Consider the following 22,645-nt stretch of genomic DNA (forward strand, 5'->3'; position numbering starts at 1 on the left):
GCCGTTCTGTTTCAGCGTTGACGGCACCAGTCAGGAGCGCTCAAGGTCGCGAAAGCCAAGCGGCCAAGGATTCGCCCCCCCTGATTGGAACATCATGAATGGTTGAGGTGGTCGGGCTAACCACTCCAGCGTTGCCCAACCGCAGGGGTGAGCGCTACCAGTGTCGCTGCCGCGCCATGGACAACTTTACACATTCAGCAAAGCGACCCTTGAGCCCTCCCAATAGGATTTATGCTGAGTTGAGCACTCAACAGATCATGTAAGACGAATGAACGATCGCGCTACCCCTGTTTTTTCCTCCGCATCCCAGTCTGCGGGGTGATCGTCGGCGAATTAACTTGAGCAGGAGACAGGGAGATGCATATCTATAAAACGGCAGAACCCTACGATGCGATCGTGGTGGGATCGGGGGCCAACGGCGGCGTTGCGGCCAAAGAATTGGGCGAGCGCGGCTTGCGGGTGCTCGTGCTGGAAGCGGGGCGGGATATTGATCCCCAGCGCGATCCCCATCATCCCGTTCGCGATACGGCGCGGCGGGTCATCAACATTGCGAGCCAAAAGCACACCCACCAGGCGACCCACCCCGGCTATTGGAAGGCGAATCCCGACTTTTTTGTGGATGAGCGGGAGCACCCCTACACCACTCCCGAGCACAAACCGTTTTATTGGATTCGGGGACGGCAGGTCGGGGGGCGCAGCCACACCTGGGGTGGCATCACCCTACGACTGTCGGACTATGAATTCAAAGCGGCGCAGCGGGACGGATTTGGGGAAGACTGGCCGATCGCCCAGGCCGACCTCGCGCCTTACTACAGCCAGTTGGAGAAATATTTTCAAGTGCAGGGCCAGCGCGATGGGCTGTCGCAGTTGCCCGATGGCGATTATCGCCCCCCCGCCCCGTTCACCCCTGCCGAAGCCGACTTACAAAGTCTGGTCAGTCAACACTGGGCCGATCGCCAACTGATCCACTCGCGCGGCTTTGCCCTCCATCATCCGACCCCCGAACAGCCCTGGTCACGGGCGGCAAGTCCCGGCTCCTCGCTGAAAACTGCCCTGGCCACGGGCAATGTGGAGCTGCGGCCCAATGCGATCGTCAGTCACCTGACGTTTGATGCTGACAGTCATCACGCCAGCGGGGTCGCCTTCATTGACCGCCTGACCCATGAGACCCATGAAGTGCGGGGACGGGTGGTGATGCTCTGTGCCTCCGCGATCGAGACGGTGCGAATTTTGCTGCATTCCACCGCTGAGCATCAGCCCCACGGCTTGGCGAACGACGCGGATCTGCTGGGGCGCTACCTGATGGATCATATTTCCGCAACGCAGTTTTTCTGGTTGCCGGGGGTGCCCATGCCACCGGAGCCGTTGCCCCTCTCGGGCAGTGAAAGCTTTTTTATCCCGCGCTTTTGCAATTTGGACAACTCGCAAAGTGAGTCATTTTTGCGAGGCTATGGTCTGTGGGGCGGCATCCAGCGCATTGCGGTGCCTTCTGTTTTACAGAAAGTGGGCGAAGGGGCGATCGGCTTTATGATCGGCCATGGCGAAGTGCTGCCCCAGGCCGAAAATCGCGTTAGCCTCAGCCCCGATGTCGTAGACGCTTGGGGCATTCCCGCCGCTCATATCGACTGTGCCTGGTCGGATAACGAGCAGCAAATGGTGGCCCACATGCGGCAAGAAATTCAGGCCACGGTGGAGGCGGCTGGGGGGCAGTGCTATGCGCTGACGGACCTGTATCACATGCCCGCCGTGGCCCCGTTGATGCGGCGGGTGGAGAAAAGCCTTACCCCCGCTGGCCCCCCCGGCTACTACATCCACGAAGTCGGCGGCGCGCGCATGGGCACCTCGCCCCAAAACTCGGTGGTGAATGCCGATAACCAATGTTGGGAAGCGCCGAACGTGCTGGTCACCGACGGCGCCTGTTGGACCTCGTCGGGGTGGCAGAGTCCCACCCTGACGGAAATGGCGATCACGGCGCGGGCCTGCGATCGCGTCACCCAAAAGCTCCGCCACGGGTTGGCCCTACAACTGGCTGGCTGAAACCCTGCCCTGATGACCGATTTCAGACGCCCTGTGAAGGTGGCTTGGCCCAGAAGTGTTACTGAAAATCCAACAGACTTCAAACGAAGCAGCGCACAGCTACTCAAATTGACTGTGCTATTTTTTCCCTTACCCTTAGCTCAATAGCTTGCGCGCCTGCTCCTGCATCGTGCCCGATACGTATGTCGAAGGTGATATATCTTGAACTTCAACCCTAGTGACTTTGACTCCCCACGGTTCAGTAGCTTCATCAAGAATATCTAACAGTGCTTGATTCAATTCATTCCTACTACCGAAGACGTGCGACAAAGATATTTTGCCGATTTCCGATCTCAATGCCGCGACGACCACCTCACGAATGGCATCACTAACATTTTCAATTTCGTAGTAAGTACGCTCTAGATCCATGATTTTCCAATACACTACAGCGTCGATATCCAACGGAAAGTTGTCATGTGTAGTAATTGAAAGTGGCAGCACATCTAGCATGCGTTCCCGAATACTTTCTTCCCAGACAATCGTGTCTAAAAAAGGAACTATGAAATTTAGACCTGGTCTAAGCTTTCTGTGGTATCGGCCCAAGCGCTCGACTAATGCTTGATTGCTCTGATTGACTATTCTTATAGCACCAACTGTGTAGCCACCAATGACTATGAGGGCTAAGATGGGAAATAGAGAGGGAGCCATGGCCGCATTTGGAGTGGCGTAAAGAAGGATAAAAGCAAAAAAGCCAATGATCACATATGGAATTATCCATTTTTTAAGGAATAACGTATTATTAGTTTTTCTCCGTGAATTTTCTGCTTCCGTATTTTGATCTGCGCTCTTTTTAATGAATTCGATAACTTGAACAAAATTCTTAGTATATCTTTCTGCCCAAACAAAATTATTCTCGTATTTTCTTTTCCAATTAAGTGCTATTTTCAAGTCAAGATCTCTCATGAGGGCAGCCTTTCCTTCTTCATATGCTTGGGCACGATCTGACAAACGTATATAGTCTCGTGCTGCCTCAGCTTCTTCATCCATCCAACTCTGAAGACGGCCCCAAATACGCATGAGGCTTTCTTGTGAAATATCAATGATGGTGTCTTCCTGCAGATCGTTGACTAAAGGTGGCATTAGATACGAAACACCTCGCTCTCGAAAACGATTAATGATCGGAATAAGCTCTGATTTGTTTTTTCTAGTGACTGAACCGAGTTCTGCCACAGAACAAGGGCGACGGATTTCTCGATTATCAACACCACGTTCTGTTAATCTCTTAAAGATTGTTTCAATTATTTTCCGAGATTCCTGATTAGAGAAGCTCAGATAAATTTGATCGGCATGAAGAGAGAGGGCCTGGGCCATGCCGCCGATCTCCTCGTAATGTTCCAGATCCAGCGGGACGTCTGGAGTGTGCTGATCTTCCCAGTGGTCCCAGGTGCGCATGAGGGCATGCTGCAAAATCGGCAACTGATCGGGGTTATCCCCGGTGTCGTTCAGCAACCGATTTACCAGGCGCGGCGTAATGGTCGCGCCGCCCACCGCCACTGGCCCCTCAATGGCTCGCCGCAACTGATCCCGCGTCAGTCGAGGAATCAGATACTGGCTATCGTTCAGGGTTTCCGGCAGGTCACGAAACTGGGCACAGTCGCCCAAAAAGTCCGATCGCATGGTCAGCACCACAAAAATCGGCACCGTCCGCTGGTTCACCGCGGCGAGCAGCAGCTTCACAAAGGCGGCCGCCTCATCTTCCGCCTCTAAGTAATGGCCCCCGGCCGCCGCCTGCGCTTTAAACCGAAACAGTTCCTCAAACTGGTCGACCACGACTAGCAGGCTTTCATCTGGGGCCAGGCGAGCTTGCTGGGTTACCTCCACCAGGCCCAGGCTGCCCCGCCGCAGGGTACTCTCCGTCAGGGCTCGGCGAATCACGGCTTCATCATGAGCTGCTGACACCCCAAACACATCAGGATCGTTCAACGCCGTGGCCAACTTGTACATCGGCGCACTGCCCGGCCGCAACACGGCGATGCGCCAGCTAGAGGTGGCTCCCGGCAAAAAGCCGCTGTAAAGCGAGGGCAGCAACCCCGCCCGCACCAGGGAAGATTTGCCACTGCCAGAGGTGCCGACCACTCCCAAAAAGCGGGTACGATGCAGGCGCCGGATGAGCTCGTCAGACTGCCCTTCGCGGCCAAAAAACAGATGTTCCTCATCCAGTTCAAAGGGCCGCAGACCGGGGAAGGGATTGGTGCGATTAGGTGTGACTACCATCGGTTATACTGACCCTCCGGCATGGCCTAACGAAGCGACAAACTCGGCCAACAGCGTGGGCTGAAAGCCCTGATCGCCAGGAATCATTAACACCTCTGGATCAGAAAACTTTTGCTTGCCGGGGGCCGCCACATACACCGCCTTTGCCAGCAACGGTTTCGAGCGACCGTACAGCGTCTTTTTCAAGGCATTCAGGCGACGCTTGAGCCACAGGGCACTGGCCTCGCCGTAGTAAATTAGCACCGCCTCACACTGCTGAATCAACGCCTCCGAGCGGCTGAGGGTGCCCTGCTCGTAGTCCGGCAGCATCACCTGAAAATGCTGCTCTAACCACTCATACAGCGGCTCAATTGCCGGATTGTCTAGATCGCGCTCATCGCAGTCCAAATAAATCTGCACGCGGCCATCGGGGGCCCGGTCCAGGGGCCGCGCCACCGGCGGCGTCAAGCGGGTATAGATGATATCTTTCAACGCTTCCACATTGGTGCGGATAAAATCGGGGTCGCTCTGGAGTTCGGTCACGAAGTCATCCGGGGTGATGGCATCGGTATCGGGGGGCAGCCACAGCAACCGCGAAAAGTCGGACCGTCCTTGCCCACATTGGGCCGCTAGCGCCACCTGGTCTCGGGTGCGCAGGGTCGCCAACTGGCGATAAATCTGTTCCTGAGTGGGCGACTGCCCCGCCGGTGGCTGACTCGGGTTGGGACTCAGCAGATGCACCGACAAGTGGGCGCGGGTCAGCGCTTCACACACTGTTTGCGCAAACGCCCCCGGCTCACTGGGCAACGGCTGATCCGGCAGCACCTGATGGCCCGCCTGTTCTAACTCCCGCCGAATGCACTCGCGATCGACTTGCAAATCGGGGGTGGTGTCGGCCAGATAAATCACCTTGCGGTCAGCGGGCACCGCTCCCAGCAAAGGTGCCGCCAGGGCCGGCGGCCCGAGCTGAGCATCGAGAATGTCCAGGGTTTGATGAATGTCGTAGGCTAAGTCATTCAACTTGGCGTAAAACTTCCGCTCCTGCTCTGGCCCATAGACCCGGTCAAACTCTTGGGGCCGACCGGCATCATCAATTTCGTAAAATTCATACCCCAAGAAATTTGCCACCACCGCTGGGTGCTGCTCGATGGGCAGGTAAGTTTTGATCACCTTAAACAACCGTGTTTTGGTCTCTCCGGCCCGCAAGCCGCCCTGCTGATCCGCCGCCTGACAAAACCCCTGGAGCTCTCTCATACACCAGTCCGATTGCAAATAGCGCGGCGACAGCACCGACACCAGCAGTGCCGACTGAGTGAGGGCCTCAAAAATGGCCTCATCGAGATCTTCGTTGCCCCAGAGTCGGCGATCGCGCCAAATTCGCGATTCTTTGCCCCGCAGCTGCGACAAACGAATCTCCAAGGCTTTGTGGAAGGCGGATATCCAACCCGCTTCGTCGGGGTTTAACGATTGGTTATCAATGTGGGTGAAGCTGATAAAGACATCCTGCGCGAAAGTCATATGGCAGCTAACTCAGAGGGGCTCAGTTGAGAAACACGACGATCGCGATGGGGATGACGTCATTCCCATTGAAAATAACAAGAATTGCTTGAGTCACCAAATAATTTTGTCGGGTTTACCCCTGGCCGCCTGGCTTCTCCCCGGCCAGCGATCGGTATCCGACGACGACAGGGGGCGCTCAGCATGGATGCCAGCGGTTTACTGAGTGGGTCATGGCCATTTCGCTGGCGATCGCCCCACCAATCCCAAGCAAATTTGGATCAGGTCGTTGGGGATCAACAACAGCCGATAGAATGATTTGGATCTGTATCCTGCCTTGGTTAGGAAAAGCCTATGCCGCGCCGCGAAGACCTGAAAAAAATTCTCCTAATTGGTTCTGGCCCGATTGTGATTGGTCAAGCCTGCGAATTTGACTATTCCGGGACTCAGGCTTGCAAAGCGCTGCGCGAAGAAGGCTACGAAGTGGTGCTGGTGAACTCCAATCCGGCCACGATCATGACCGACCCCGAGACCGCCGATCGCACCTACATTGAGCCGCTAACGCCAGAGTTTGTGGCGAAGGTCATCGAGCAGGAACGCCCCGACGCCATGTTGCCCACCATGGGCGGCCAGACCGCCCTCAACATTGCCGTAGATTTGGCCAGAAGTGGGGTGCTCGATCGCTACGGCGTCGAGCTAATTGGGGCCAAGCTGGAAGCGATCGAAAAGGCCGAAGACCGCAAGCTCTTCAAAGATGCGATGGAAAAAATCGGCGTGGCGGTGTGCCCTTCGGGGCTGGCCGAAACCCTCAGCGACGCCAAAGAGGTGGCCAAGCACATCAACTCTTTTCCCCTCATTATTCGACCCGCCTTCACCATGGGCGGGGCGGGCGGCGGCATCGCCTACAACCAGGAAGAACTCGAACGGATTGCCCAATCCGGACTGGATGCCAGCCCCGTGTCGCAAATCATCATCGAGCAATCCCTCCTCGGTTGGAAAGAGTACGAACTAGAGGTGATGCGCGATCTAGCCGATAACGTCGTGATCATCTGCTCCATCGAAAACCTTGACCCCATGGGGGTACATACCGGCGATTCCATCACCGTGGCCCCGGCTCAAACCCTGACTGACAAGGAATACCAGCGACTGCGCGATGCGTCCATTCGCATCATCCGGGAAATTGGCGTGGAAACCGGGGGCTCCAACATTCAGTTCGCGGTGAACCCCACCAATGGCGAGTTCATCGTGATTGAGATGAACCCGCGCGTGTCTCGCAGTTCGGCGCTGGCCTCTAAAGCCACGGGTTTCCCCATTGCCAAGTTTGCCGCCAAGCTGGCCGTTGGTTATTCGCTGGATGAAATCAACAACGACATTACCCAAAAAACCCCGGCCAGTTTTGAGCCCACCATTGACTATGTGGTGACCAAAATCCCCCGGTTTGCGTTCGAAAAATTCCCCGGCACCCAGGCGGTGCTGACGACGCAGATGAAGTCGGTTGGGGAAGCGATGGCGATTGGCCGCACCTTTCAGGAATCTTTCCAAAAGGCGTTTCGATCGCTAGAAACGGGCCGCGCGGGTTGGGGCTGCGATCGCCGCGAAACCTTGCCCAATCTCTCGACCCTGCGATCGCGCTTGCGCACCCCCAGCCCCGATCGCATCTTTTCCGTGCGCCACGCCCTGCAGCTGGGCATCGACATTAGCGAAATCTACTCGTTGACGGGCATTGATCCCTGGTTTTTGCACAAGCTGGCGGATCTGCTCGCCACCGAAAAATGGCTCAAGCGTCACGACCTCAAGACCTTGACAGCGCCACAAATGTATCGCCTCAAGCAGCAAGGCTTTAGCGATCGCCAGATTGCCTTTGCCAAAAACACCACCGAAGATGCCGTGCGCGCCCTGCGACAAGGCCTCGGGGTGAATCCCGTCTACAAAACTGTAGACACCTGCGCCGCCGAATTTGAAGCCTACACCCCCTACTACTACTCCACTTACGAGGAAGAGACCGAAGTACAGCCCAGCGATCGCCGTAAAGTCATGATTCTCGGTGGTGGCCCCAATCGCATTGGCCAGGGCATCGAGTTTGACTACTGCTGCTGCCACGCGTCCTTTGCACTGCAAGACGACGACTTCGAGACCATTATGGTCAACTCCAACCCCGAGACGGTTTCCACCGACTACGACACCAGCGATCGCCTCTACTTTGAGCCCCTGACCAAAGAGGACGTGCTGAATATTATCGAAGCCGAACATCCCGAAGGCATCATCATCCAGTTTGGCGGTCAAACCCCGCTGAAACTGGCCGTGCCGCTGCAAGAGTATCTGCAAAACCAAGCCGCCATCGCCGCCGCCGACACCCAGCCAGCCACCCACCCCGTCACCCAAATTTGGGGCACCTCCCCCGACTCCATCGACACGGCAGAAGATCGCGAGCGTTTTGAGCAAATTTTGCACGAGTTGGCGATCTTGCAGCCCGCCAACGGCATTGCCCGCAGCACCGCCGAAGCCCTCCAGATTGCTCGCAAAATCGACTATCCCGTGGTGGTGCGGCCCAGCTACGTCCTCGGGGGTCGGGCGATGGAGATCGTCTACTCCGATCGCGAGCTCGAACACTACATGACCTATGCCGTGCAGGTTGAGCCCGATCATCCCATTCTGGTTGACAAGTTTTTAGAAGAAGCCGTGGAAGTCGATGTGGATGCGATCGCCGATGCCACCGGCGACGTGGTCATTGGCGGCATTATGGAACACATCGAGCAAGCCGGGATTCACTCCGGCGACTCCGCCTGCTCCCTACCCACCATCACCCTGCCCGACGCCGCCCTCGCCACCATCCGCGAGTGGACAGTCAAACTCGCTCAGCGCTTGCAAGTCATCGGGTTGATGAACATTCAATTTGCAGTCAAAGGCGAGCAAGTCTACATACTCGAAGCGAATCCCCGCGCTTCGCGGACCGTGCCTTTCGTCTCCAAGGCCACGGGGGTACCGCTGGCCAAAATTGCCGTACAGGTCATGTCGGGCAAAACCCTGGCCGAGCTAAGCGTCACCAAGGAAGTCATTCCCCAACATATTTCGGTTAAAGAAGCGGTGCTGCCCTTCGATCGCTTCCTCGGCACCGACACCATCCTGGGCCCAGAAATGCGTTCTACCGGGGAAGTCATGGGCATTGATGTGGACTTTGGCAAAGCTTTTGCCAAGGCCGAACTGGGGGCCAACCAAAAGCTACCGCAGCAGGGGACGGTCTTTCTCTCGATGAACGATCGCGACAAAGAAGCCGTGGTGCCCATTGCCAAGGATTTGGCTGATCTCGGCTTTCAGCTGTTGGCGACCAGCGGCACTCAGGCCGTGCTGCAAAATCATGGCCTGACGGTGGCTACTGTCCTCAAAGTTCACGAAGGCCGCCCCCACGTCGTTGACCAAATCAAAAATGGGCAAATTCAGCTCATCATTAACACGCCGCTGGGCGATAAAGCCCAGCAGGATGATCATGAAATTCGGCGCACAGCACTCGCCTACAAAGTCCCGACCATCACTACCATCGCGGCGGCTCGCGCCACAGCGGCGGCTCTGCGATCGCTGCAAAACGAGTCCCTCAGCGTCAAAGCTTTGCAAGACTATTTGTAAAGCCTCAGGAATGAGGAGCAAATAACATCCAGATTGTTAGGGCAGGCATCTTGCCTGCCTGGGGACAGCCGAGACGGCTGTTCCAACTGATTAAATTCTCATTCCTTAGCAAAGGGTTTACAGCGCCTAGACAAAAGCTCAGCCGCAAAGTTCTGACGCCTGACCAGGAACAGTCTCCATACTCATCGGCCCAGCTACCCAACCACCCAGCTACCCATTCACTTCCCACAACCGGCATGTGGTTTTCTCGCTGCTCCCTCTCGCCACTCCCTAAGGGTAAGGCGGAGTTGGGTAGGCACGATCGCGAGGTAAGGTCATTTTCGAACGTTGCGATCGCCGATATAACAGCTCTAACTGCCCCCCCGCCTCTTGTATGAAGGCTCGCTGGCGGCGATATTGGCTCTGAAAATAGTTGGCAAAAATGAGGGTGGCGATCGCGATGACCAGCCCCACCGCCGTGGTCAACAGCGCTTCCCCAATGCCGGCAATCACCGCCAACGAGCTATCCCCACCGGCACCGCCCAACTCCAGGGCAGAGAGCGCCTGCACCAACCCCAAAATCGTGCCCAGCAAACCCAGCAGCGGGGCAATGCCCACAATGGTGTTGAACGCCGTGGCAAACCGTTGCAGCAGCGGCAGTTCTCCCTGGGCGGCACTCTCCAGCGCCAGCCGAAATTCTTCGGGGGTGGCGTTGGGCAGGGTCAGCGCCGCCAAAAAGATGCGAGCCAAGGGCAGATCCGTATTTTTTTTCAGGTGCGTCACCACAATTTGGGGCTGCTGTCCGTAGGTTTCCAATACCGTACGGATCAGTTGGCGCTGGCGTTTGCCAATGCGCTGCCAAAACCACAGCCGCTCGAAAATCAGCGTCATCGCCACGAGGGATGTCGCTAACAACGGGATGGTGACCCAACTGTCCCACAACGTGTTGGTAATATCCACGCTCTGCCATCGGTAAATGCCGCCCATCATCATAGCGATATCAGGGGCGATCGCAACGCCCCTCATCGGCCTCGCCCCCCTAGCGGGATGGGAGGCCAGCCATCGATGTCGCACTGTCGGACACGGGCAACACATTCAACGCCTTGAGGCACTGACGTAAATTCACCGCATCTTCTAACAAGCACACATGCCCGCTCTCTGGCAGGGCGTAAATCTGGGCCTGGGGCAGCGCTTGTTGCAGCAACTGTGCTTCGGCAGGGGAGGGCAACAGGCGATCGCGCCCGCTCGCCAGCAGGCTAGTCGGCACGTGCAGCCGCGTTAACGCCTCCCGGTTCACCTCAAAGCGATTGAGTAGATTGATCCGCCAAGCCACACAGGCTTGCGAAATGGGTCGCACAGTGCGAACAAACAAGTCCCGCTTATCCTGGCTAATACGGTCTAAATTGGCTAACAGCGGCAGGGCAACCGCCCCGGAAGTTTGAAATAACCACTCGGGAATAGTGCTGGTATATTGCGTCAGCCATCGCATCCACGCCGAGCGGCCCAGGGCCGAAGCTGGATTGATTAGCACCAGATGGGTCAAGCGAGCCGGAGCCATCAGCGCCACCTGCAAGGCCAAACAACCGCCAAAGGACTCGCCGCAGACATAGATGGGGCGATCGCCTCCCGCTTCTTGCATTAAGTGAATCACCGCTTGCGCCAACGCAGACCAGTCTTGACGGTTGTCTGGGGGAATCGTCAAACACCGCACATCAAAATCGTGCGCCAATGTCTGCACCTGAGAAACAAAGAGCTGACCCGTGCCATCGAGCCCCGGCAGCAGCAACAGTAGCGGCTTGTCGAGTTGAGGCAAAACAGGCGCAAATAAACTAGGCGTAACGGATGACTTCATTAACCTCAGAGAGCATCGCTAAAGCAAACTATCACTGCAATAAACCGTGAACCGCCGACCAGCAGCGATCAGTCAGGGTCTGGGCATGTTGTGTCCCTTGCCGACCTTGATACTGTTCGCGATCGCGGGGTGTCACCCAAATCGGCTCACCCACCCGGACTTCTACCTGGCGGTAAAACACCAGCGGATGCCCGCCCTCACGCTGAAACATCGGCTCACTCGGGTCGAATAATCCCAATAACCGGAGGGGAATCGGTGACTCAAAGCCCATCTCGTCAGACACGAGGGCCACAGGCAGCAGCGCCAACGGCTCCACCGGGACTCGCAACGCCAAATGCGCAAATCCCCGATGAAACGGCTGCAACTGCCGAGGCGAGTGCAACTGCACCATCGACTGTGCCCCTTCGGGAAAGATGCCAATCATTTCTCGCTGCCGCAAGCGCCGATATCCCTGCCGAAAAAAGCGTCGCGGCGTATCTAACGGAAAAGCACCAAACTGATGCACCATGTCCCGCAACCCCGGAACGTGCTCCATATATTGATGGCATACAAACCCAATGGAGCGATCTAACCCGGCCATTAAGATGGGGACGTCAAGAGCACTGCGGTGATTGCTAACGACCAGTGTGGGAACCCCTTCGGGAATGTTGCGCTGCCCCGACACCGTCAGCTTAACGCCCGTCAAGTGAACCACGCCTCGGGATAAATCCAATGGCCCAGGCATCTCTAAAAAAGGAACAGTTGGTATAGAGAGAGCGGTCATTAAGAGCCCACAAACCTTATAGCGTCGTTTACATTCCTTAATGTAGCAATTTTCGCGTCGCCTGCTGGTGCATCGCAAGACAGATATCACGACTGCCTTGAAGGGATCAATGTTGAACGTGAGCTATCGTTCCCCGCACTGAGTTTCCCACACTGTGAGCATAGTCTGGGGAACTTCCCAACTGGTTTTCTAGTCTTTTGGTTGAGTAATGGCGCTAATCGTAGTCACGAGGACTGGCCGATTGATGCCGACGACCGGCGATCAAGGTTGCCTGAGTTCCCCCTTCTCGATATCGGCGACGGTAGAGCCACTCGCGATCGCGGCAACCACCCCCGTGCCGTCAACGCGGCTGTTCTAAGTGATTTTATCGCTGACTTCCCATCGAGCAAATTCGCGATCGCGCCATGCATCTTCCACCCCTGTGTTCATTCTTTTTTCTCGTCTTCGGAGTTTTTCTATGTCTAATGCTTTTCGTTGGCAGTCCGGAACCGCTTTGTTGTTAGCTTTGGGCTTAGGCGTTGGGACAATTGTGCCCACCATCACCGCTGCCCCTGTGGTAGCTCAAACACAAACCCAGGTTCAATTTAGCGATGTGCCATCAGGGCACTGGGCCAGTGAATTTATCGTGAGTTTGGCTGCCCAAGACATCATTGCTGGCTTCCCCGATGGCACCTTCCGCCCCGAAGCCCCCGTCACGCGGGCTCAATATGCAGCGATGCTGCGCCAAGCCTTCAACCAGTCTTCAGTGCGGGGTGCGACCACTTTTGTGGATGTGCCTGCTGGCTACTGGGCCACTGAGGCCATCCGTGAGGCCAATATGATGGGTTTTCTATCCGGCTATCCCGGCAACGAATTCCGACCCAATCTGAACATTCCTCGGGCCCAAGTCCTCGTTTCTCTGGCGAATGGCCTGAATTACACCGCGACCAATACCAACAGCGTGCAGATTTATCGCGATGCCGCCCAGATTCCTGACTATGCCGTTACTAGCATCGCCGCCGCTACTGAGCAGCGCATGGTGGTGAATTATCCCGACCTGCAAGCACTCCAGCCCAATCAAACGGCCACCCGCGCCGATGTCGCTGCCTTTATCTATCAAGCACTTGCGAGCCAAGGTCAGGTCGCGATGATCGACTCGCCTTACATTGTGGGACAGTCCATCGTGGTGAATGACTCAACCGTTCCAGCGGGTACAGTCCTCAGCGTAAGTTACGAAGAAAGTGACACCGTTGTGGTGCTGCCCGAAGAAACCACCGACTTAACGCTTGAGGTGACCCAAGCAGTGACCAATACCAGTGGCAACATTTTGATTCCCGTCGGGAGTCAGATTGTCGGAGAACTGCGGCCCAGTGGCGAAGGCACCCAGTTTGTGGCGCAAGAACTCGTGCTCCCAGAGGGCGATCGCTTCACCTTGAACGCCACCTCACAAACGGTCACCACTACCGAAACCATTAGCCGGGGGGCCACCCTGGGCGAAACCCTCTTGGGGGCTGCCATTGGCTCCGGGGCTGCCGCTGCGATCGCGGGCCTCACGGGTGATCAGCGCGTCGAGACCTTGGAAGTATTGGCCGGCACTGCCACTGGAGCCACCATTGCCCGCTTACTGGGGCGGGATCAAATTGAGGTGATCACAGTTAACCCCAGCGAAGATCTAAGCTTGGTATTGAATGCACCGCTGACATTATCGGCGCAGTAGACCGACAACGATAGCGGGCTGCCAGGAATCTCCCTGATCGCCCGCTAACGCTTTTCCAATCGAGCCCCAAAACAAAACCTCTGAGACAGTTTCAAAGTCTCAGAGGTTTAATGCTTTTATACCCCCAGGGGAATTCGAATCCCCGTCGCCTCCGTGAAAGGGAGGTGTCCTAGGCCTCTAGACGATGGGGGCCTGTGTTGTTCGACACTGATCAATATAAACAAATGCTGTACCCGTGTCAAACAAATAAGCTGAGCTCAGACCGACTATCTAAAGCCAGGTAAAACCAGGTCTCTCAGCCCAGGGTATATGTTACTTCAAACCGCTAGCATTGCGTAGCCTGATGACCTGACGGCGCATTTCGGGGGAAGCTTCCAGCTCAGTCACTTCGTTTACCTTGACATCAGCATGCAAGGGTTCAAGATAGTTATCGCTGCCGTAGGAGTACGCATCGATGAGAATCTGCAAAAGCTGATCGCGATCGCACTGAGCCAGTTCCTCTTCAATCAGGCGAAACTTAAGTGTTACCTCACACTCATAGATTCCCACCTGCGGCGTCGATGGTTGGACTGCCGAATGCACATTTGTGGAACAGAGTTTCATCTTTGTCATGCCGCTTAATCAGAACAGTAGTGACTTTATGGACGGAATGCCTCATCGTTATTCAGCCTATTCGCGTTTGATGAGGGCATCGCCTAAGTGCTTAACTCCATAGAACCAATTTTTTCTGGAAAAGGGCGCATTGGGATGGCGATTTTACTGGATTAATAAATTCCCTTTCTATTAGCTTTAAACAAACGTCTGATCTCCCAGAATACACTGATGAAACCAGTTCAAAATGACCAAAACTCTTTACAAGAAGGAGTCTTGGGGGTTATCTAGCCACCCCTCATCTCACCCATGAAATGGGTATGATAATGGCGTCGAATCAGCCCCATTTATCCGCAAAAAGACTTAAATCAAGTCCACCTTCTCAGTTTTTTCACACACAAAGGCTTGATTAAATCGAAGTACTGAAACAGATTTCGTGTAAATAGTTTCAGTGCATCAGCATTTACACTAGCAACGGGGTGGGTAGTAGCTTGAAATCGATCACTCTAAAATCTCAGTAGAATCTCGCACCTACGATTGGATAGCAGTCGGTGACCGGGAAATGTAGTTGGTGCAGTTATCGATGCGGCAAAGGTAATCACTGCATGCGGCCCCAGGGGACATTCATCATTAGGAGATACAGAAAGCCCAGGTAAGTCTCATCTGAGAGCTTCGGATGTCCTGACATATCTTCTGAAACTGCCGATTTTGAGGAGATTGACGCCTCAATGCTCCCAGTGGTGAAAGACGGGCGTTGCTTAAGAATCCTTTAGGTTCAGCGGTTGCCTGACTTTGCTGCATCACTCAACCGATCTTGCGAATCCAGTATTTGACAGCGGATAGACCATTAGTTTGCTGGATTAGTGGATGAGACTTGCCACCAGCGGACGGTTTCATCGGCGGCGGTGCTGAACAGGGTCTGGCCATCCGGCGCGAATCGCAAATCACTGATCGTCCAGCCGTGATGCAGCACTGTGACCCGGTGGCGGTTGGCCGAGGCCCATTGCCAGAGGCGAATGGTGCCATCGCGACTGCCGATCGCCAGCCAGGTTTCATCCGCACTGAGGGCGATCGCGCTGACGGCATCCTGACATCGTTCGAGTTCTGCGTGCTGCCCAAAATCGAGGAGCGACCACACCACGACGCGCCCGGTGCGATCGCCGGTGATGAGGGCGGGGTCGCTGGCGCTCAGGGTCACCGCTCGTAGCGGGGCTTTGGCCGTCCAAGTATGCAGTAATTGACCGCTGGGGAGTGCCCACAGTCTCAAGGTGCCCGCTTCGCCCACACTGGCCAGGCGCGTGCCGTCGGGACTCAGCGCGAGATCGTTGACTCGGCCCGCATGACGCCTGAGATCGAAGCTGCGGGTTCCCTGGTTCAGATCCCAAAGCGAGATGCGGCCGGCGACATCAGCCACCGCCAACGTTTTGCCATCGGGGGTGAGGGCGATCGCGGTAATTTGCCCACCGGGCTGTCGCAACGATTGTTGCAATCGATAGGTGGTCAAATCCCATTGCAAAATCTGGCCGTCTTGCCCAGCGGTGATCAGGCGATCGCCCGCTGGCTGAAACGCTACTGCCGTGACGGCATCCCGGTGACCCGCGCCGAAGCCCAGCCGGGGGGCCAGGGTTTGTAGCACTTCGCCAGTTTGCCGATCCCAAAGCTGTACGGTGTGATCGCTGTTGGCGGTGGCTATGGCTCGACCATCGGGACTCAGGGCCAGGGCGTTCACCGTGCGCCCTGGGGTCGGCCAGGTGTGGGTACAGCGCCAGGTGGTTGTCTGAGGGGCCAGCAGCGAGTTGGGCCGCGATCGCGGTGGCCCCAGTCCGGCGGGTGCCAGCTCTGCCAAAACGGCGTCAGCCGTGGCGTAACGACTGCGGAGCGATCGCGCCACCAGGCGATCAAGCACTCGCCCTAGGGCCTCGCCCACGGGGGTCGGCGCAAAGTCACGCCACACCCACCGATCTGCCGCCACGGAGTAAAGATCAAAGGGATGTTGCCCCGTCAATAAATGCAGGCAAGTGATGCCCAAGCCGTAGAGATCGCTGGCGGGCACGGCTTTGCCCAGGGCTTGCTCGGGGGCGGCGTAACCGGCGCTGCCGATAATAGTGCCCGTGCGTTCCAGTTCCGTGGCAGTGGGGGCGGTGCGGGCAGCGCCAAAATCGACGAGGATCGGCGGCCCCTCGGGAGGCAGCAAAATATTTTCGGGCTTGATGTCGCGATGGATGATGCCCTGTTGGTGAATGAATTGCAGCACGGGCAACAGCGCCATCAGCAGCGATCGCACCTGCGGTTCATCAAAGACTCCGTCGGCCTGCAAGACCTGCTCCAAATTGCGTCCGGCGATGTAGGACTGCACCAGACAAAGGTCGCGGCTCGATTCCAGAATGGCGATGAGTTGAGGAATCTGGGGGTGTCGTCCCAGCGTGGCGAGGCGTTTGGCCTCGGCCAAGTCCCGCTCACGGCTGCCCTGCGATCGCACAATTTGTTTGATCACGCATTGCTGCGGCGGCGACTCGCCTTCATCCCACGCTAAAAACGTGCGCCCAAAGCCCCCCCGCCCCAGTTCCTTCACAGGCCGAAAGCGCTGACCCAATCGCAACCGCGCCCCGCAGGACTGGCAGCGATCGCGATCGTCCCCATTTTCCGGGTGGGGGCATTGGGGATTGATGCAGAGGGTGACCACGACAGTGTGCGCCATGCATGGCGGTATCAGTGCTCTCAATCTACCGAAATTGGTCGCGATCGTTCACTGCATCCAACCGTTCTCAACCGTTAAGGGGCGACCTTGGCCGTCGTACCGCGCAGGAGATCCATGATTTCGTCGCAATGGTGGTGAAACGGGTCAGTCCGGCGGACGGCATAGGCGCGGTGCGGCCCCAGGTGGATGCTCACTTCTGCGGCGATCGTGCCAGGACGCGCTGAGAGCACGTAGATGCGCTGGGAGAGAAACACGGCCTCGCTGACATCGTGAGTAATCATCAAAATGCTGATGCCCAGGCGATCCCATAGTTCCAGTAAAAATTCCTGCATACTTTCTTTGGTCTGCACGTCTAAAGCGCCAAAGGGTTCGTCCATCAGCAAGATTTTGGGATGGTTAGCCAGGGCGCGGGCGATCGCTACCCGCTGTTTCATACCGCCGGACAGTTCCTTGGGCAGCGATCGCGAAAACTGCGCCAGCCCCACCACATCCAGATAGCGCGACGCTTCTTCGCGCCGCTGCTTGGCCGCCATACCTTGCAGCTTCAGGCCAAATTCCACATTCTCCTGCACCGTCATCCAGGGATAGAGGGTGTAGCTCTGGAACACCATGCCGCGATCGGCCCCCGGCCCAATCACCGGCTGCCCATCCACGGTGATTTCCCCCGCTGTGGGCATCTCTAGCCCCGCCACCAGTCGCAGCAAAGTGGACTTGCCGGAACCCGACGCGCCGACGGCACACACAAATTCCCCCGTTTCAACGTGCATGTTGATGTCTTTGAGGGCGACGAGCGGGCCTTGGGGCGTGTTGAACTGTTTGTGGACTTTGGCGATTTCCAGGTGCATGGGTTTGGGGTGAGGGTAGCTGGGTAGCTGGGTTGTTGGGTAGCAGGGTGTGAGGGTGCTTGGGTGGAAAAGGGGGAATTCTGGAAGTGTCTGTCTACACAGGGTGCGGGTGTATGGGTAAGGGAATAGTCAGGGTGTATCGGGATTTGGAGGTGTATCAGACAGCATTTGCGGCAGCGATGGAGATTTTTGAGGCTTCTAAACGGTTTCCAGTGGAAGAGCGGTATTCGTTGACGGATCAGATTCGACGGTCTTCACGTTCTGTTTGTGCAAATTTGGGAGAAGCATGGCGGAAGCGACGTTATCGGGCCGCTTTCGTAGCAAAGCTGTATGACTGTCAAGCCGAGGCGACCGAGACCCAAATTTGGCTAGAGTTCTCTGTCAAATGCCAATATCTTGAACCGGAATTAGCTCGCAACCTCTATCGTGCCTACGACCAAGTGCTGGGTCAGCTTGCCAATATGGTCAAAAACGCCTCTCAATGGACAGTCCAGTAGTTGTTTACCCTCACACTCTCACACTCAACTACCCAGCCACCCAACTACCCTCACACCCTTCCACTCCTACTTCACCGCACCTACTTCACCGCCCACTGACAGGTCATCCGCATGGCAGCTTGCAGAGAGAGATCGAGGATGAATCCGATGAGGCCCAGCACCAGTAAGCAGGCGAAGATGTCGTCGGTTTGAAAGAATTTTTGGGAGATGGCGATGCGCTTGCCGAGGCCGCTGTCGGCGGCGACGAGTTCGGCGACGATGACCAGGTTCCAGGAGGCGGCCATGTTGACGCGCAGGGTGTCAAAGAGGCTGGGGATAACGTAGGGGGTGATGACTTGCATCAGTACCTGGCGGCGATCGCCCCCCAAGGTATAAGTCGTCTCAATCAGCTCTTTGGGCACAAACTTGACCGCATCCATAATCATCAGCGTGTTGAAAAACACGGTACCGATAAAAATCAGCGCAATTTTCGGTTCTTCACCCAGGCCCAAATAAATGATCAAAAGGGGAATAAAGGCCGGAGCGGGCATGTAACGAACGATGCCGACGAGGGGTTCTAGCAGCGATCGCACGCTGCGAAACGCCCCCATGCCAATACCCAGCGGAATCGCCACCAGCGCCGCCAGCAAAAAGCCCGCCGACACCCGCAAAAAGCTCGCCAGCGTGTCGGTCAGCAAATAGCCCTCTTGCCACAAGGTCACCAGGGACGCGATGACCATGCCGGGCGTCGGTAGAAACTTGTTGTCAATCCAGCCGGTGCTCGCGATCGCCCACCACAGCAACAACGGCACCAACACCGACATCACCATCAGCACCCATTTCAGCCGGATTGGGATGTCCTCAGCAATGCGCCAAAACACCGTCGGCTTCAGGCTAGGGGCCGCTGTAGACGACTCTGTATACGTGGGTGGAGAGGAGACGACTGTCATGATGAGACCTGCGAGAGAGCGGCTAATTGAGAATGCCCGGTTTTGAGGAAGAGTGTGAGAGTAGCTGGGTAGTAGGGTGGCTGGGTAGCAGAGTGGCTGGGTAGCGGGCTGTGAATCCCTCACACCCTCACACCCTCACACCCTGCCACCCAAGCCCTAAGGGCAGGCTTCGCCAACACACTCCCCTACGCATTCGCCTCGGCATAGGCCGTCACAAACTGGTCATCCAACACGGCTTCCAGATCCGGCGCTTCGGGAATGAAGCCGACTTCGACCATGAAGTTCGCCATCTCTTCAGCGGCGTAGGGCATATGCACCATGCTGTCGCCAGGGCTGAAGGCTTCCAGGTTTTCTTCGAGGGTGAAGAAGCGGGTGCCTTCCAGGTACTTTTCGAAGTCAGCGGCATCCACGCTGGCGCGATCGGCCATGATTTCGTAGGCGCGTTCCTGGTTTTCGTCAATAAAGGTGAGGATGTCGAACCAGGTGTTGACCAAGGCTTGCACCACTTCTGGCTGCTCGTCGATCAGGGTTTGGGTCACCACGAGCAGGTCAGGGATGGCACCGGGGAAGTCGGCAGAACTGGTGAGTTCTTTGCTGCCTTCACGGGTCAGCGCCGTTTCCCAGAAGGGTACCCAACCCGCAAAGGCGTCGGCTTGTCCAGCGGCAAAGGCGGCAGCGGCAGCGCCGGTTTCCAGGTTTTCAATATTCACATCATCGCGGGATTGGCCCGCTTCTTCCAGGGCCAGGGTCAGCAAAAAGTCGCCAACGACGCCTTCTTCCAGCGCCACGGATGCGCCGACGAGGTCAGCAACCGTCTCGATTTCCGCCGACACGATGACTTTGTCATTACCCGCCGAGTTGTCGTTCACCGCCACGGCGACTTCGCCATTCACGGCTTCTCCGGCGAAGGAAATGGTGTCGTTGAGGGTTTGGCAGTTGGCGTCGAGTTGTCCAGAGGCGAGCGCTTGCATGGATTCTAAATAGCCGTCGAACCAAATGAGTTCCACGTTGACGCCGTTGGCGTCGAAGAGTCCTTCTTGTTCGGCGATCGCCCAAGGCCACCAACCAGCCCAACTGCTGTAGCCCATCACAATGGGCGTTTCATTGATGAATTCGACGGCTTCGCCAGCGGTATCAGTATCGGTCGGGGCGTCGGCAGTGTCTTGAGCGCACCCGATGGTGACAAATAGGGTACAAAAGAACGCCAGTAACACTGGCAAGAGAGAGCGACGTTTCATCATGGTGTTGAGACAGTGAACAAACTAGACAGCAAACACTTGATCAGGCAGAAGTCAGTTCTGGAGACTTCACGGCAGAGCGCACCCAGTCAAACCAGAGCGCTAATCCTTCCCCAGACTTGGCCGACACCGGGATCACGGTGACGTGGGGATTGATCTGGCGCACGTTGGCTTCGATCAGCGCTAGATCCACATCTAAATAGGGAGCGAGATCAATTTTTGTAATCAGAAGCACATCTGCTTCGCGAAACATGACGGGATACTTCAGCGGTTTGTCTTCGCCCTCGGTGACGCTAAGCAGGGCAACTTTGGCGTGTTCTCCCACTCCAAACTCAGCGGGACAGACGAGATTGCCCACATTTTCGACAATCACCATATCGAGGTCTTGGGGCGCATAGTCATGGCTCAGGGTGTGAATGCCGCCAGCGACCATGCGGGCGTCGAGGTGGCAGGCGCGGCCCGTGTTGATGGCGATCACGGGAACGTCGTATTGGCGGAGGCGATCGGCATCGAGTTCGGTGGTCATGTCGCCTTCGATCACGGCCAGGTTGAGGTCAGTCGTCAGGGCCGCCAGGGTCTTTTCTAGCAGGGCGGTTTTGCCCGCACCGGGGCTGCTCATCAGGTTTATGCAGGTGATGCCCCAGGCGTCGAAGTGGGTGCGGTTGTGGTCAGCGCCTTCCTGGTTGGCGTGGAGGAGGTTGATGCCGAGGGTGTCGTCGATGATTTGGTGCATGGTTTTAAAAGGGTTGGGGCGCACGGCCGTGCGCCCGTACAGGATGCGTGAATGGGTCAGAAAAATTTCAGGTAGCGTTGGTGTTCCCAGTCGGAGATGTGGGTGTGGTAGTCCTCCCATTCTTGGCGTTTGAAATCGGTGTAGGTGCGATACATCAGCGGCCCCATCACCGCCTGGCTCAGCGGGTCACGCTCGAAGGCGTCAACCGCTTCTGACAGGGTGCGGGGCAGCAGATCGATGCCCATCGCATCCAGTTCCGGCAGGGTGTAGTTGTACATGTTTTCGGTGTGGGGATCGCCGGGGTCGAGTTCCTGTTCGATGCCCTCCAGTCCCGCTGCGAGCATCATCGCCGCCCCCAGGTACAGGTTGGTGGAAATATCGGCGGCGCGACACTCCACCCGTCCCCCCGCGAGGGGAATGCGGAGCATGTTGGTGCGGTTGTTGTTGCCGTAGCAAATGTAGACCGGGGCCCAGGTGAAGCCGGACATGCTGCCTTTGCGGATCAGGCGTTTGTAGCTATTGACCGTGGGGCAGGTGACGGCGCAGATGGCTTTGGCATGGCGCAGGACGCCCGCGATGAACTGATAGCCGAGTTTCGAGAGCTGGCAGCCACGGGGATCACTGGGGTCTTCAAACAGGTTTTTGCCCGTCTCCAGATCGGCGAGGGACATGTTGTAGTGCGCGCCGCTGCCGGTGCGGTTGGCGAAAGGCTTAGGCATGAAGCTGGCGAAGTAGCCGTGTTTGCGCACAATTTCCTTCACCATGAGGCGAAAAAAGGTGAGGCGATCGCCCATGGTCAGCGCATCCGCGTAGGCAAAGTCGGTCTCAAACTGGCCGTTGGCATCTTCATGGTCAAAGGAATACACGTCCCAGCCGAGGTGGTTCATGGTGTCCACCAGTTCGGTAAGCCAGCCATAGTTGTCGAGCAGGCCGGTGAGGTCGTAGCAGGGCTTGGCCAGGGTGTCGCGATCGCTGATCGGCTCAAACCCCTGCTCGGTTTCTTTAAACACAAAGAATTCCGTCTCAATGCCCAGGTTGAACTTAAAGCCCAGGCTGGCGGCTTTGTCCAACATCCGCTTCAGAATGATGCGGGAACACGCCTCGAAGGGTTGACCGGACAGGTACAGATCGCTGGCGAACCAGACCACTTCCTTATTCCACGGCAGGATGGTGGCGGACTGGGCATCGGGCATCGCCGCCACTTCTTCGTCGCTGATGTCCTGGGGCACGCCGTCCAGGGCCGCCCCGGTGAACAGTTCGGAGCCCTGCATCATTTGGCCCAGGTGGCTCAGGGGCACCATTTTGGCTTTCGACATGCCGTGAATATCGACGTAGCTGGCGAGGGCATATTTGACGCCCTGGGATTCCAGCGAAGATTTGAGGGTGGCGATTTCGGCAATGGTGTCGGTGGTCATGGGTGGGTGGAGAAGGGGATGG

Annotated in this window: 17 protein-coding genes and 1 tRNA gene; 5 read left to right on the plus strand and 13 right to left on the minus strand. The window is 56.8% G+C overall.

From position 1 onward, the window contains the following. The first annotated feature begins 357 nt into the window (after positions 1 to 357). Positions 358 to 2,037, plus strand: a complete 1,680-nt coding sequence (locus JUK32_RS13070; protein WP_204139296.1) for a GMC oxidoreductase — start codon at positions 358 to 360, stop codon at positions 2,035 to 2,037. Between the two features lie 135 nt (positions 2,038 to 2,172). Here JUK32_RS13070 and JUK32_RS27530 read toward each other — a convergent pair whose 3' ends face one another. Together JUK32_RS27530 and JUK32_RS13080 are read right to left on the minus strand one after the other, a co-directional pair. Beyond that, positions 2,173 to 4,290, minus strand: coding sequence for an SPFH domain-containing protein (locus JUK32_RS27530; protein WP_239112619.1), 2,118 nt, complete (start codon positions 4,288 to 4,290; stop codon positions 2,173 to 2,175). Positions 4,291 to 4,293: 3 nt separating this feature from the next. After that, positions 4,294 to 5,787 carry a TIR domain-containing protein gene (locus JUK32_RS13080; RefSeq protein ID WP_204139297.1) on the minus strand — a complete coding sequence of 498 codons (1,494 nt, stop codon included), beginning with the start codon at positions 5,785 to 5,787 and terminating at the stop codon, positions 4,294 to 4,296. Between the two features lie 84 nt (positions 5,788 to 5,871). Between JUK32_RS13080 and JUK32_RS13085 the strand changes: the two genes are divergently transcribed. Together JUK32_RS13085 and carB are read left to right on the plus strand one after the other, a co-directional pair. Then, positions 5,872 to 6,084: a hypothetical protein gene (locus JUK32_RS13085; protein WP_204139298.1), complete on the plus strand. Its 213-nt coding sequence runs from the start codon at positions 5,872 to 5,874 to the stop codon at positions 6,082 to 6,084. A gap of 36 nt (positions 6,085 to 6,120) precedes the next feature. Next, a complete protein-coding gene (gene carB / locus JUK32_RS13090; RefSeq protein ID WP_204139299.1) occupies positions 6,121 to 9,387 on the plus strand; it encodes a carbamoyl-phosphate synthase large subunit in 3,267 nt (1,088 codons plus the stop codon). Positions 9,388 to 9,657: 270 nt separating this feature from the next. Here carB and JUK32_RS13095 read toward each other — a convergent pair whose 3' ends face one another. Genes JUK32_RS13095 through JUK32_RS13105 form a run of 3 tightly spaced genes read right to left on the minus strand, consistent with a single transcriptional unit; the run spans position 9,658 to position 11,942 of the window. Then, positions 9,658 to 10,392 carry a MotA/TolQ/ExbB proton channel family protein gene (locus JUK32_RS13095; RefSeq protein WP_239112620.1) on the minus strand — a complete coding sequence of 245 codons (735 nt, stop codon included), beginning with the start codon at positions 10,390 to 10,392 and terminating at the stop codon, positions 9,658 to 9,660. Between the two features lie 13 nt (positions 10,393 to 10,405). Beyond that, positions 10,406 to 11,218 carry an alpha/beta fold hydrolase gene (locus JUK32_RS13100; RefSeq protein ID WP_204139300.1) on the minus strand — a complete coding sequence of 271 codons (813 nt, stop codon included), beginning with the start codon at positions 11,216 to 11,218 and terminating at the stop codon, positions 10,406 to 10,408. Between the two features lie 31 nt (positions 11,219 to 11,249). Beyond that, the gene (locus tag JUK32_RS13105) at positions 11,250 to 11,942 is read right to left on the minus strand and encodes a lysophospholipid acyltransferase family protein (protein ID WP_239112621.1); all 693 of its coding nucleotides are present in this window, start codon (positions 11,940 to 11,942) and stop codon (positions 11,250 to 11,252) included. 496 nt (positions 11,943 to 12,438) lie between these two features. Here JUK32_RS13105 and JUK32_RS13110 point away from each other — a divergent pair, with 496 nt between their 5' ends. Next, entirely contained in the window at positions 12,439 to 13,677 is a 1,239-nt protein-coding gene (locus JUK32_RS13110; protein ID WP_204139302.1) for an S-layer homology domain-containing protein, read from the plus strand. 119 nt (positions 13,678 to 13,796) lie between these two features. Here JUK32_RS13110 and JUK32_RS13115 read toward each other — a convergent pair. The 4 genes from JUK32_RS13115 to JUK32_RS13130 all read right to left on the minus strand — a co-directional run bounded on the left by JUK32_RS13115 (position 13,797) and on the right by JUK32_RS13130 (position 17,811). Beyond that, positions 13,797 to 13,869, minus strand: a tRNA-Glu gene (locus tag JUK32_RS13115). 120 nt (positions 13,870 to 13,989) lie between these two features. Then, positions 13,990 to 14,280: an Npun_R1517 family heterocyst differentiation transcriptional regulator gene (locus JUK32_RS13120; RefSeq protein WP_204139332.1), complete on the minus strand. Its 291-nt coding sequence runs from the start codon at positions 14,278 to 14,280 to the stop codon at positions 13,990 to 13,992. Between the two features lie 835 nt (positions 14,281 to 15,115). Continuing rightward, the gene (locus JUK32_RS13125; RefSeq protein WP_204139303.1) at positions 15,116 to 16,966 is read right to left on the minus strand and encodes a serine/threonine-protein kinase; all 1,851 of its coding nucleotides are present in this window, start codon (positions 16,964 to 16,966) and stop codon (positions 15,116 to 15,118) included. A gap of 74 nt (positions 16,967 to 17,040) precedes the next feature. Next, entirely contained in the window at positions 17,041 to 17,811 is a 771-nt protein-coding gene (locus tag JUK32_RS13130; RefSeq protein ID WP_204139304.1) for an ABC transporter ATP-binding protein, read from the minus strand. Positions 17,812 to 17,924: 113 nt separating this feature from the next. On the opposite strand from JUK32_RS13130, the gene JUK32_RS13135 reads away from it, so the two are divergent. Then, positions 17,925 to 18,308 carry a four helix bundle protein gene (locus JUK32_RS13135; protein WP_204139305.1) on the plus strand — a complete coding sequence of 128 codons (384 nt, stop codon included), beginning with the start codon at positions 17,925 to 17,927 and terminating at the stop codon, positions 18,306 to 18,308. An 80-nt stretch (positions 18,309 to 18,388) separates the two neighbouring features. Here JUK32_RS13135 and JUK32_RS13140 read toward each other — a convergent pair whose 3' ends face one another. The 4 genes from JUK32_RS13140 to glnT all read right to left on the minus strand — a co-directional run bounded on the left by JUK32_RS13140 (position 18,389) and on the right by glnT (position 22,623). Next, positions 18,389 to 19,237, minus strand: coding sequence for an ABC transporter permease (locus JUK32_RS13140; protein WP_204139306.1), 849 nt, complete (start codon positions 19,235 to 19,237; stop codon positions 18,389 to 18,391). Between the two features lie 185 nt (positions 19,238 to 19,422). Beyond that, positions 19,423 to 20,475 (minus strand): ABC transporter substrate-binding protein, encoded by a 1,053-nt coding sequence (locus JUK32_RS13145; protein ID WP_204139333.1) that lies wholly within the window; start codon positions 20,473 to 20,475, stop codon positions 19,423 to 19,425. Positions 20,476 to 20,518: 43 nt separating this feature from the next. Next, positions 20,519 to 21,208: a hydrogenase nickel incorporation protein HypB gene (gene hypB, locus JUK32_RS13150; protein WP_204139307.1), complete on the minus strand. Its 690-nt coding sequence runs from the start codon at positions 21,206 to 21,208 to the stop codon at positions 20,519 to 20,521. Positions 21,209 to 21,264: 56 nt separating this feature from the next. After that, positions 21,265 to 22,623, minus strand: coding sequence for a type III glutamate--ammonia ligase (glnT, locus tag JUK32_RS13155; RefSeq protein ID WP_204139308.1), 1,359 nt, complete (start codon positions 22,621 to 22,623; stop codon positions 21,265 to 21,267). Between the last annotated feature and the right edge of the window lie 22 nt (positions 22,624 to 22,645).

The sequence above is a fragment of the Halomicronema sp. CCY15110 genome, assembly GCF_016888165.1.
Lineage (GTDB): Bacteria > Cyanobacteriota > Cyanobacteriia > Phormidesmidales > Phormidesmidaceae > Halomicronema.